Origin of the sequence: Pseudarthrobacter sp. C1 (assembly GCF_034720455.1) — a bacterium.
Classification (GTDB): domain Bacteria; phylum Actinomycetota; class Actinomycetes; order Actinomycetales; family Micrococcaceae; genus Arthrobacter.
The window spans coordinates 303,925-316,193 of sequence record NZ_JAYESK010000002.1; the positions used below are offsets into that span (position 1 = coordinate 303,925).

General features: G+C 67.1%; 8 protein-coding genes. 5 read left to right on the forward strand and 3 right to left on the reverse strand.

Features of this window, described 5'->3' with window-relative positions:
* Window positions 1-95 precede the first annotated feature (95 nt).
* Window positions 96-1,343 carry a macrolide 2'-phosphotransferase gene (locus U7114_RS04045; protein ID WP_321216274.1) on the forward strand — a complete coding sequence of 416 codons (1,248 nt, stop codon included), beginning with the start codon at window positions 96-98 and terminating at the stop codon, window positions 1,341-1,343.
* Here the strand turns inward: U7114_RS04045 and U7114_RS04050 are convergent.
* Genes U7114_RS04050 through U7114_RS04060 form a run of 3 tightly spaced genes read right to left on the reverse strand, consistent with a single transcriptional unit; the run spans window position 1,330 to window position 8,701 of the window.
* Window positions 1,330-4,911 carry an ATP-dependent DNA helicase gene (locus U7114_RS04050; RefSeq protein WP_323056597.1) on the reverse strand — a complete coding sequence of 1,194 codons (3,582 nt, stop codon included), beginning with the start codon at window positions 4,909-4,911 and terminating at the stop codon, window positions 1,330-1,332. The two genes, U7114_RS04045 and U7114_RS04050, sit on opposite strands and share 14 nt — an antisense overlap.
* 8 nt (window positions 4,912-4,919) lie before the next feature.
* The gene (locus U7114_RS04055) at window positions 4,920-8,288 is read right to left on the reverse strand and encodes an ATP-dependent DNA helicase (RefSeq protein ID WP_323056598.1); all 3,369 of its coding nucleotides are present in this window, start codon (window positions 8,286-8,288) and stop codon (window positions 4,920-4,922) included.
* Window positions 8,285-8,701: an MGMT family protein gene (locus U7114_RS04060; RefSeq protein ID WP_323056599.1), complete on the reverse strand. Its 417-nt coding sequence runs from the start codon at window positions 8,699-8,701 to the stop codon at window positions 8,285-8,287. Before U7114_RS04060 ends, U7114_RS04055 begins: the two co-directional genes overlap by 4 nt.
* Before the next feature lie 63 nt (window positions 8,702-8,764).
* On the opposite strand from U7114_RS04060, the gene U7114_RS04065 reads away from it, so the two are divergent.
* The 4 genes from U7114_RS04065 (at window position 8,765) to U7114_RS04080 (ending at window position 12,259) form a co-directional block, all read left to right on the forward strand.
* Window positions 8,765-9,475: a 3'-5' exonuclease gene (locus U7114_RS04065; protein ID WP_157241731.1), complete on the forward strand. Its 711-nt coding sequence runs from the start codon at window positions 8,765-8,767 to the stop codon at window positions 9,473-9,475.
* Window positions 9,476-9,808: 333 nt separating this feature from the next.
* Window positions 9,809-10,744, forward strand: coding sequence for a substrate-binding periplasmic protein (locus U7114_RS04070; RefSeq protein WP_157241730.1), 936 nt, complete (start codon window positions 9,809-9,811; stop codon window positions 10,742-10,744).
* Window positions 10,745-10,760: 16 nt separating this feature from the next.
* Window positions 10,761-11,525 carry an amino acid ABC transporter permease gene (locus U7114_RS04075; RefSeq protein WP_104998485.1) on the forward strand — a complete coding sequence of 255 codons (765 nt, stop codon included), beginning with the start codon at window positions 10,761-10,763 and terminating at the stop codon, window positions 11,523-11,525.
* Window positions 11,522-12,259, forward strand: coding sequence for an amino acid ABC transporter ATP-binding protein (locus U7114_RS04080; RefSeq protein WP_157241729.1), 738 nt, complete (start codon window positions 11,522-11,524; stop codon window positions 12,257-12,259). Before U7114_RS04075 ends, U7114_RS04080 begins: the two co-directional genes overlap by 4 nt.
* Window positions 12,260-12,269: the final 10 nt, after the last annotated feature.

Sequence of the window (12,269 nt, forward strand, 5' to 3'; positions counted from 1 at the left end):
TCCCGGCCGACCTCCCCTCCCCTGATTTGCAGGTATCTCAAGACTCGCCGCCGCCGGACCGGCCTCCCGGACGGCAGGCAATCTACCGTGGAATGGTGAGAAGAAAACCGATTGAACTGGCAGCCGTTGCAACCGCGGCAGTCCCCGGACTGACCCCGACGGCCGTTAGCTCTGCCCCGGACGATCCCGCGGACTTCGACTCTGCCCTGCTCCTCGATTCGGAGGGGAAGCGCTGGCGGGTGAGGTCCCCGCGGCATGCCGAGGCCAGCGCACGGCTGGAAACCGAGTTCCTGGTCTTGCGCGCCTTCGCGCCGGGCATTCGGGCTGAGCTGCCTTTTCTGATGCCCACGGTTGCGGGCAGTGTGCGGCTGGGCAGCCTGAGCACCTTCGTGTATTCGCATCTGGGCGGGAGCACCCGCAGCGTCGAAGAACTTACGGCTGGACCGGATGCCCTCGCCCGCGAAATCGGCGTCGCGCTGGCGGCCATTCACGATCTTCCCCGGGCCCTGGTCAGCAACGCGGACCTGCCCAGCTACACCCCGAATGAATTCCGGCAGCGCAGGCTGAATGAGCTGGACCAGGCAGCCACCACCGGGAAGATTCCCCCCGCCCTGCTGCTGCGCTGGGAACACGCGCTGGAAGACGTGTCCCTGTGGCGCTTCAATCCCTGCGTCGTGCACGGGGACCTGCATGAGGACAACCTGATGGTGGAGGGCCAGCGGGTCACGGCGGTGACCGGCTGGACCGATCTCCGCATCGGCGACCCCGCGGACGACTTCGCATGGCTGGTCGCCTCCAACGAGCATGATTTTGTGGATGCCGTCCTGGCGGCCTACACCTCCGGCCGCCGCGACACCCCCGACAACCACCTCCTCCGGCGGGCCGCGCTCTCCGCTGAATTCGCCCTCGCGCAGTACCTGGTGAAGGGGATCGCTGCCGGCGATGCCTCCATGATTGCCGAGGCAGAAGAAATGCTGGACACGCTGGCAAGCGACATCGCGGAGCACGGCGGCCAGCCCATCAGCGTTGAGCCCCTCCCGCCCGCGGCAGCTGCCGGGGCCCCGGGCGCCCCCGCTTCCGGGGCACCTGACGCGGTACGGCCTGAGGGCGTTGCTCCCGAGGCTGTCCCAGGCATCAGGGCGGCCGACGACGACGTGCCGGCAGCCGTTCCGCCGGTCACCGTCCTGCCCGTCCCGGCCCAGCCCGCCGTCGTCGTGACGCAAATTCCGGTTGCCGTGACTCCACTTCCGGTGGAGCCGGAGACCCCCGGCCAAGGGTCCACCGGCGGACCGGACGACACCTCCACCGCGGCGCTCTCAATCGTCGACATCAAGAAGGACTAGGGGAAGCCAGGGCTGCCGCCACGATCTCCTCCAACTGGCCTGCTGTACCCAGGTCGTGGGGCCGCACCACCTCGTTATCGGCAACGTAGAAGAACGCTGCGCGCACGTCCTCCAGCGGCACGCCCTTCAGCCGCGACCATGCCAGCCGGTACACCGCCAGCTGGACCGCCTTGGCCCGAAGCAGGTCCCCGGAGGGCCGCCGGCCGGTCTTCCAGTCCACCAGGTCCCAGCGCCCGTCAGGATCCTGGAACACTGCGTCAACACGTCCACGGACCACCACGTCCCCTATTCGTGTCTCCACCGGCACCTCAATGAAGGCCGGAGAGCGGTGGGCCCAGGGGGACGACCGGAAGGTGGCCACCATGGCGTCTAGGTCGTACGCCGCGTCGATGTGATCATCCGAGCCCGGCGCTTCACCGAGGTCCAGCATGCCGGCCGTGCCAAAGTACTCTTCCACCCACGCGTGGAATGCCGTGCCCTTCCGGGCCGACATGCCCGGTTCCCGGGGCACGGGCCTGCGCAGCCGCCAGGCCACGGCTGACGGGTCCTCGCCAAGGTCAACGAGCGTGGATGCCGAAATGTGGGCGGGAAGGTGGACGTCGTTGGCTGAAGACCTCCTCGCCCGGCGTTCGAGCAACAAGGCTGCTTCCCGGGCCCACCCAGCGGCAACCCCTGTAAGTTCGGGCTCCCGGGTGGCTGTCCGCGCGCGGGGAGCGTCCTCCAGCGCCGCCGCCACCCGGGCAGCCGCGGTTTCCATAGCGCGCCTCCGGCCGCCTGCCAAGCGCAGGCGCTCCCCCGTGCGGGGGTCCACCGGCCCCTCCAGGGGATCGTACGGCCAGCCGGCCACCTCAGTATCGAGCGTCAGCGGACTGGTCTCAGGCAGTGCGGACTCCTCCACTGAGCGCGGATGGATGACGGCCGGCGCCGTGCCCTCGCTTGCGGCGGCGGCCAGAGTTTCAAGCTCTGCCAGGAATGGCGACATTTCCGCCCGTCCCGACCTGGACCCCACCCAGGCGGCGCTGGACGCCCACAGGACATGCTTGGCCCGGGTGTACGCCACGTAGGCCAGGCGGCGCTCCTCCGATTCCGCGTGGGCCTGGACAGCTGCCTTGAAGTCCTTTTCCGCATCCAGCCAGCCTTTTTGGTCAGGCTGGTCGAGGTCCCACTGGGGAAGGTCTGCCCGGTCACCGCGCAGCGGCCAGGGCAAGGCTGCGGACCCGCTGCTCCAGCGTGAGTCGCGGTCGCTGGGGAAGTCCTTGGCGTTCAGTCCCGGAACAAAAACGACATCCCATTCCAGCCCCTTGGAAGCATGGACCGTAAGCAGCTGCACGGCCTCCCGGTTGACGTCGCCCGGTGGTGCTTCCAGTCCGTTTTCTTCTGCTGACGCAGCCTCCAGCCAGGACAGGAAGGCGAGGATGTCCACGCGTTGGGACGTCCGCAGGAACCCGGCAGCGGCATCCTGGAAGGCATCGAGGTTCCGGCGCGCCTGATGGATGCTGATGCCGGGCCTGGCGGCAACCTCGATATCAAGGAGCATGGCCCTTTCCACCTCCCCGAGCAGGGTGGTGAGGTCATCCCCAAGGTAGCCCCGGAGCTGACGCAGCTCCGTGGAGAACCGGACCATCCGCTCCCGCGCAGCGGGGGTCAGGGACCTGCCGTTCGATGAGGTCCATCCTTCCCGGGGCAGCCAATCCAATGCCTCCACCAGGCTGGCACCGTCGGTAAGGTCGCCTTCGAGGACGGCCGGGCCGGCATCCGGAAGCTGGTCATCGCCCCGTCCAGCCTGGGCCCGACGCCGGGCAAGCTGGCTGGACCAGTCCCGCAAGGCCATCAGATCTGCGGGGCCGATCCGCCAACGCGCCCCTGCCAGCAGGCGCATCAGCGCATCGGAACGGCCGGGGTCGGCGAGGACACGCAGGGTGGCAACAAGATCCACGATTTCGGGGGTATCAAGGAGCCCGCCCAGTCCGACTATCTCGTAGGGAATGCCTCGGGCCTCCAACTGCCGCCGGATGGGCTCCATTTGTGCGCGCCGCCGGCAAAGGACGGCGATGGCGGGCGGAACCGGCGAACCGTCGGGCTTCAGCTCGAAATCCGTCACCCGGTACTTCAGGACGTCATCGGCGAGCGCTGAGGCTTCATCCACATCGCTTCCGAACCGCCCCAGCACCACAGATCCCGCTGCCGCATACGGGCTCGGCTGCAGCGGCGGCACCTTGGGCGCGGCCGGCCCTCCCCCGCCCGCCGGTCCGCGCTGCGCCGCTGACCGGGCCAAGGATTCAGACATCACGTTGGCAGCGGCCAGGATGGACCGTCCGTTCCGCCACGCCGTTGTCAGGTACGACGTCGGCGCGGGAGCCCAGTCGGCCCCGCCTTCCGCCATTCCCCCTGCCGGGGTGCCCTCCGCCCCGGTTGGCTCTGTCCCATGTCCTGGCCTCCCTTTCCACACGGGGAACTCGCGCACGAAATGGAACAACTGGCCTGCCGACGCACCGCGGAAACCGTAGATCGACTGGTTGGGGTCGCCAACGGCGGTCACCGCGTGCCCGCCGCCGAAGAGCCGGGAGAAAAGGACCAGTTGGGCGTGGGACGTGTCCTGGAACTCGTCGAGCAGGACCACTTTGTAGCGCTGCCGTTCCATGTGGGCGGCCAAAGGCACGTCCTGCGCCACGCGGGCGGCAAGGGCCACCAGGTCGCCAAAATCAAGTGCTCCCCGGGCCCGCTTCGCCGCCGCGTACCGGCCAACCATGTCCGCCACGCTTGCCCTGGTCCTCAACATGCCGGCGAGGTCAGCCACTGCCTGCGGGGCGTTCCTTTTCTTGGTGGCGAGATGCGGCAATGACTCAAAGTCGGACAGCCGCGCCATCAACCAGGCTTCGACGTCTTCGGGTTCCTGGAGGTGCTCGGCGCATTCACCGGCAAGTTGGATGACTGCTTTCACGAGCGTGGACTTGGCGGCGCGGAAATGCCCGTACTCGCCGTCGTAACCCTCCACGACCTCGCTGGCCAACTGCCAGGCCTGCGCGCCGCCCAGCAGGACCACGTCCCGCTCCACTCCAAGGCTGAGCCCATAGTCAGAGACGATGCCGCTGGCGAAGGAGTGGTAGGTGGAAACTTTCGGTTCGAGCGCATCACTGCTGAGCAGCCCGTGCTGGAACACCCTGCCCCCGCTGTCCGCGTCGGCGCCGTCCTGGACACCTCTATCCTGGACAACCACGCGCTGGAGGGCGGCCAGTTTTCCCCTGATGCGCGAGGCGAGTTCACCTGCTGCCTTCCGGGTGAACGTCACGCCCAGCACTTCCTCGGGACGGACCCAGCCATTGGCCACGAGCCACACCACCCGGTCCGCCATGGTGGCTGTCTTGCCGGATCCCGCCCCCGCAATGACCAGCCTCGGCGCGAGCGGCGACGAAATGATGGCCGACTGCTCGGGGGTAGGAACGTTCTTCTCCCCGAGGAGCACCGAAAGCTCCTCGGGGCTGAAGCGGGGCTCCGGGGGTGGCCCTGCATCCCCGCCGGGCCCGGAAACCGGGGCAAGGGCGGAGAGGGCAGTCGGGGAGTTTTGCATGTCCGGCCTCATTCGGTCACTTGCCTTCCGCGCACGCACAGCGGACACACCTCGGGGAGCCTGCAGCCGTGGCCGCCATGGCTTCCCTTCGAGGGATCGTGCCGTGCTTCGAACGTGGTGCCTCCCATTACGGCGGCTGCATCCTTCACCATGTCCATCGCCCAGTTCTCCTGCGGGTCTATGGCGTCCTGATGCTGGATGGCGGGATTCTTTGCCCCGGTGCCGAGCTGGGCCAGGACGGCACCGCCAGGGAGCGGAGCGGCGGGGCTGTCCGGTCGGTCCCGGAAGCCCCCGGCGAGCACCGCGGCCTGGTAGGCGCCGAGCTGGGGATGCCGTGACAGTTCCCCCTTACCGGGCTGGCGTTTTCCGGTTTTGAGGTCCACGATGACCAGCCTGCCTTCGGCGTCCACCTCAAGCCTGTCCACCTGGCCGCGCAGGACAGCGTCCCGGGCGGGAGCATCATCGACAGGAACCTTTCCGAGGGCGACGTCGAAATCCTGTTCCACTCCGAGCAGGCTTCGGCCTTCGCTTCGCATGAGGAGTACATACTGTGCCAGCTTGCGCACCATGGACTCGGCACGCTGGAAGTCCAGCCTGCCCTCCCAGTTGTCCTTCATTCCCAGTGCGGGCCAGCGCCGGACCAGTTCTGCGACATACTCACTGCCCGAGGCATCCGGCAGGTCCTGGGCAATGGCGTGGACCAGGGTGCCAAGGCTGCGGGCGAAGTCAGTGGCAGCTTCGCCTCCCGCGGCCTGGATAAACCAGTCAAGCGGGGATTTCTGCACGGTCTCGACTTTTGACGGTGAGACAAAGACGGTACCGCCAGGCGGAACCACCGCTGCCGCCGATGTCAGCGGAAGAAGGCCCCACCAGCTCTGCGGATGCGCGCCGGGCACCGGCGGGTCAGCCTTTGCCAGCCGGGCGAGGACCCTGGCCGCCTCATCCGCCTGCGGAGCGTCCCCGCCGTCCAGCTGGGCGTGCTGCCGGAGTTCGGCAACAAGGGCCCGCAGCGCCATGGGCCGCTGCACTGCCGTGAACGGACGGCCCTCCTGGCCCGGTTCCAGGGGCACAACGTAGTCCAGGAAGGAGGACGGCTGGTCATCCTCGGAGGAAACAGCCGTGCATACGAGCAGTTCGCGGGCGCGGGAGACCGCAGTGGAAAAGCTTCGCAGTTCGTCATACCGGATGTCGCGGAGCCGGCTCAGGGGATCACGCTGCAGGGCGTACCCCGGCCCGTGTTCCACCGCGTCGCTGTACAGCGTACTTCCCAGAAGTTCGCCGCGGAGCCGGGTATTGGGCCACACACCTTCCTGGAGGCCCGCCACTATCACCACCGGCCATTCCCGCCCGGCCGCACTGGCTGGAGTCAACAGTTCCACGGCGTCGTCCACCTGGGCACGGGCAGCGAGGGTGTCCATGGGAAGCTCCTGGTTCAGGAGATACTCGAGGAACTGCTCGGGGCCGGCCCCGGGCATCTGGTCCACGTAACGCTCCGCGGTGTGGAAGAGGGCCATCATGGCATCCAGGTCCCGGTCCGCACGCGCGCCGTGCGGACCGCCGGCAAGGGCGGTTTCAGTCCAGGAACCGGCGAGTCCGGTGGCATCCCAGAGTGCCCACAGCACTGATTCGGCGTTGGCGCCAGGTTGCGCAGCGGCGTGGCGGCCCGCCTGGATCATGCGTGCTGCCCGGCGTGCGGCACGGCCTTCGATGCCGAGCGTTTCCAGTGCGCCGGGTTCGAGCAATGCTTCAACCAGCAGGGCGTCGCTGGTCCGGCCTCCGCCGCCCAGGATCTCGTCCCTCCTCAGCGACTGCCGCAGCCGGCGGAGCTCGATCGATGTGGCACCGCCGATCCGGGAGGTCAGGAGGGATACTGCGGCCTCCGGGGTCAGCAGCGCTGGATCCAGTGCAATCGCGAAGGCATCAAGCAGCGGGCGGACTGCCACTTCGTCCCGGACCGCGGACTCCGCCACCGGGACCCGCACAGGAATCCCCTGGCCCGACAGGTAACGCTGGAACTCGCTCACCTGGGCGCCGTTGCGCACGATCACCGCGAGTTCGGCAAGGTCGCGCCCGTGGTTGATGTGCTGGTCCAGGATGCGCTGGGCAACGTAGCGCAGTTCGTGCACGGCGGACGGAACAAGGTGTGCTTCCACTGCCCCTTGGGGCCTGGCGTCGTCGGGTTGATCAGGGTCGGGTTGGTCAAGCCGCCGGGCCAGTTGCCCGCCCGCGCGCTGTGAAATCCGCCCGGCCACTCCAAGCCAGGCTTCGGCCACCGCGGGCGCTTGCCGGTGGGCGTACCGCAGTGGACGCTCCGCCACGGGTGCACCGGGCGATAGCAGCCCGGGCAGTTCTGCCACCAGGTCGGGCCTGGCACCGCGGAAGCCCTGCACCACAGTGTCCGGTGAAAACGCCACGTAGCAGTCCTTCCCGCCGGCGATGTCGGCCAAGAGCTCAAAGACTGCGGGGTTGGCTTCCTGGATGTCGTCCACCAGGATCACCTGCAGCTGGTCCCGTTCCGCCGCCAGGAAGCCGGGAGAGTCCTGGAAAATCTGCCGTACTGCCGTGATGATGCCGGCCGGATCGAAAGCCTCAGGCATCCGCAGGTCCAGGACGTCCCGGTACTCGGCGTACAGGGACGCAGCGGCGATCCAGTCAGGCCTGCGGCACTCGTGTCCCAGCCCTACCAGGTCGCCGGGGGTACGGCCCGACTCGATGATGCGGTCGAACAGCTGCCGGACTTCCTGCCGGAAGCCCCGGGTTTCCAGGGCACCTTCAATGTCGGCGGGCCAGGGAAGCTCCAGGCCGGGCAGGCGATGGCCTTCAAGGAGCTCCTTGATGATGAGGTCCTGCTCCGGGCCTGAGAGGAGCCTGGGCGGCCGGGACAGGGGAAGGATCCCTTCCGCCTTGGCACGCCGGATCACGTCAAAGGCGTAGGAGGCCCAGGTCCGCGCGGGGGTGGTGCTCAGGCTCCTGTCCAGCCGGGCCGTGAAGCGGTCCCGCATGGCATCGGCAGCCAGGCGGCTGGGCGCCAGGATCAGTATCCGCTCGGGATCCACGCCGTCACGGGTGACCCTGCTGACGGCGGCCTCCACAAGGACGGTGGTCTTGCCAGTTCCCGGAGCGCCGGGCAGCAAAACCGGCCCTGTTCCCTGGGGGACGTCGACGGCCGCCTGCTGGTCGGCGGAGAGCAGGGGCGCCACGGCATGCACCTGGCGGGGCGGCAGCAGCCGCAGGCCGGTTCCTGCAGCTCCGGCCTGCCGCGGGGGCGTACGGCCGTCTCCCGGGCCGGCGGGTTCACCGGAATGACGCGCGGGGCCGTCCGCGGAGCCATCCCGGGATTCGTCAAGGGGGCCGGTGAGGGGCATGGTTACTGTCACAGGGACATTCCATCATCGGCCGCCGACAATCTGTGCAGCCGCCGCTCCAGCATCCCGGCGACCACATCAATCCTGTCGAACTGGGCATCGCTTGGCGCCCAGCGGGCGGCCGAAAGATCCACCCGCCAGCGCCCCTCGCCGGTCCGCTGGAAGTCGAGGTAGGCGCCCAGCAGGGGTGTGCCCTCGGCCAGGTAGCGGCGGAGGGCCTCAGCCTCGTGTCCGTCCGGTGCGTGGCCGCTCGCCTTGAGAATCCGCCACCAGGGGACTCCGCTCCCGTAGCGGCTCATGACCGCACCGACCTGCCTTGGCCCGCCTGAACCCAACAGCTCGGCGACGTCGCCATACGCGACGGCGGATCCGGCGGGCACCAGTTCCACAATGGCCAGCACCGCCTCCACATACTCAATCCGCATTGATCCAATCTAGCCGCAGTGGCGTTCCACGGAATTGTCGGTGGTGCCCTTTAGCGTTGAAGCATGAGCACCTGGAACACCCTCCCCCGCGCAGCCTTCGACCTCGAAACCACAGGGCGCAACTCCCGGGCTGCACGCATCGTCACCGCCTCGGTGACGGTGGTGGACCACACGGGCGACGTCATCCAGGAACACGAGTGGCTGGCGGATCCCGGGGTAGAGATACCCACCGAGGCCAGTGATGTGCACGGCATCACCACCGAACAGGCACGCCGTGAGGGCAGGCCTGCCCACGAAGTGACCCGGGAGGTTGCGGCCGTGCTGCAGGGACTGTTCGACGACGGGACCCCCGTCATCGCCTTCAATGCCAGCTATGACTTCACGGTGCTGGCTGCGGAGTCGGCCCGGTACGGGGTCCCTCAGCTGACCCGCTTCCCGGTCCTGGACCCGTACATCATGAACAAGCAGGTGGACCGCTACCGGAAGGGCAAGCGGACCCTCACGGCGTTGTGCGAGGAATACGGCGTGGTCCTGGACAACGCCCATACGTCGGCCGCTGATGCCCTGGCCACCTTGAGGGTCCTGGACGCCATGGCCGGCAAGTTTCCCAAACTCAGCATGCCGGCCAGCCAGCTGCACCAGCTGCAGGTCGAGTGGGCAGTAAGCCAGGCAGCCGATTTCCAGGACTACCTCCGCAAGACGAAGCCCGCTGCCGTCATCGAAGGTGACTGGCCGGTCCTTCCGCCGCAGGACGCCACTACGGCCGGCTTCTGACCGGGACCGTCTCCGGCAGGGCCCACGGCGAGAGATATTTCACAGTCGCACTGCTCACACAGCGGGGCCGGTGAGGGACTCAAGGATTCGTCCGCACGGGGCCGCAGGACTCCAGTATGAGGGCCATCAGCGCCTATACGGAATTTCCTTCGATCGTTTGCCTAAAGAGACAGCACTTGTTCGCCTCACGGGCGCCAAACACTGAAGTGAGACAATAAAGTTTTGCGGTCACCCCTGCCATGCAGTGCTTGAACAGCCTCGGGCAGGTGCCAGGCGCCACCAGCGCAGCCTTGCGGCCCGGTTGACTTATGACTCAATGAAAGCGACAGACTGATGAAAATCAAAGCGATGAAGTGGCTGACAACCGCTCCCGTGGCAATCGCCCTCGCGGTTTCCCTGGCAGCGTGCGGTTCAGGATCAGCCCAGCCGAGCGGCACGCCCACGGACGCCCTCGCCGGCAGCGACCAGCAGACGCTGGACAAGTACACCACCGCTACCGTCACCCCGATTGACCAGATCGACAAGACCAAGCTCGGCCTGAACACAGAAGGCAAGCTTGAGGTGGGCACCCTGTCGGACGCCCCGCCGAACATCTTCATTGACCCCTCGGGCAAGTTCACCGGCTACGACAACGAGCTGCTGCGGGCCATCGCCGGCAAGCTCGGCCTTGAGGTCGAGTTTGTTGCCACGGACTTCTCCGCCCTGCTTTCCCAGGTTTCCACCAAGCAGTTCGACGTCGGATCCTCCTCCATCTCCACCACGGACGCGCGCCGCCAGAACGTCGGCTTCACCAACGGCTACGACTTCGGCTTCATGGCCGTGGTTGCCAAGACCGACAGCGGCATCAAGGGCTTTGCCGACCTTAAGGACGATCTCCGCATCGGCGTCGTCCAGGGCACCGTCCAGGACGACTACGTGACCAACACCCTGAAGATGGAACCCATCCGCTTCCCGGACTACGCCACGGTTTACGCCAACGTGCGCAACGGCCAGGTGGACGCCTGGGTGGCTCCTTCGCAGCAGGCCAGCGGCCAGGTGAAGGAAGGCGACGGCACCGCGATCGTCGAATCCGTCGTCAACACGCAGAACTTCACTGCCTACGCGGTGGCCAAGGACAACCAGCCGCTGATCGACGCGCTGAACTCCGGCCTTGACGCTGTCATCGCCGACGGAACCTGGACCAAGCTGACCAAGGAATGGTACCCGGACCGCGAGATGCCCTCTGACTGGAAGCCGGGCAGCAAGGCCGCCACGGTTCCCCAGAGCTGATTGAGCCGGGACGTTCATGGATCTCTTGGACCAGCTGGCTGACACCTTCTTCAACTGGGAGGAAATGGCCAAAGTCATTCCCGCCCTGTTCATGGTGGGCCTGCCCAACACCCTGATATTGGCCGTCGCCTCCGGCATCCTCGGCTCCCTGCTGGGGCTCGGGCTCGCCATGATGGGGATTTCCCGCAACGCGGGCGCCCGTTGGGTGGCGCGCATCTACACCGATATCTTCCGGGGCCTCCCTGCCATCCTGGTGATCCTGGTCATCGGCATTGGCCTCAGTCCCATCGCCCGGGAAATCACCGGATCCAGGAACCCCTACCCCCTGGGCATCCTGGCCTTGACGCTGATCGCGGCCGCCTACATCGGCGAGATCTTCCGCTCGGGCATCCAGAGTGTGGAGAAGGGCCAGCTGGAGGCCTCCCGGGCCCTTGGCTTCAGCTACGGCAGTTCCATGCGCCTCGTGGTGGTGCCGCAGGGAATCCGGCGGGTCCTTCCCGCCCTGGTAAACCAGTTCATCTCGCTGCTGAAGGATTCCTCACTGGTGTTTATGCTCGGGCTTGCCGCCTCGGACCGGGAGATCTTCCGGATCGGAAACGACGCGATGGCCAACACCGGCAACCTGTCTCCGCTGGTGGCCGCAGGTGTGCTGTACCTGATCCTGACCGTCCCGCTCACCCACTTCGTGAACTTCATCGACCACCGGCTGCGAACCGGCAAGCCGGAAAAGAAGGAACCGGATGAGCTGGCAGCACCTATCGGCAAGGGGGCACAGGCATGACGGAATTCGCTTCCGGAACCCTGACCGGCAAGAACCTGCACCTCTCCTTCGGCCACAACCATGTTCTCCGCGGCATCGACCTGCACGTGGAGAAGGGCACCACTGCCTCGGTGATCGGCCCATCGGGGTCGGGCAAGTCCACCCTCCTGCGCGTCATGAACCGGCTGATCGAGCCGGACCAGGGCGACATCCTCCTGGATGGCCGTTCGGTCCTGAAGGACAACCCGGACGAGCTGCGGCAACGGATCGGCATGGTGTTCCAGCAGTTCAACCTGTTCCCGCACAAGACCGTGGTGGACAACGTATCCCTCGCGCTGCGGAAGCTGCGCAAACTCTCCAAGGAGCAGGCACGCGCCGAGGCCCTGGAGCAGTTGGACCTGGTGGGCCTGAGGCACAAGGCCGATGCCCGCCCGGCAAACCTTTCCGGAGGCCAGCAGCAGCGCGTTGCCATCGCCCGGGCACTTGCCATGAAGCCGGAGGTGATGTTCTTTGATGAGGCCACCTCCGCGCTGGACCCCGAGCTTGTTAAGGGAGTCCTGGCGCTGATGGCCGACCTCGCGAAGGGGGGCATGACCATGGTGGTGGTGACCCACGAAATGGGCTTCTCCCGCAACGTCTCGAACACCGTGACGTTCATGGACGCCGGAGTGGTTGTCGAATCCGGGCCGCCGGAGCAGATCTTCACCGCACCGGCAACGGACCGCCTCAAGGGCTTCCTCTCGGACGTCCTGTAGTTCCCGAAGC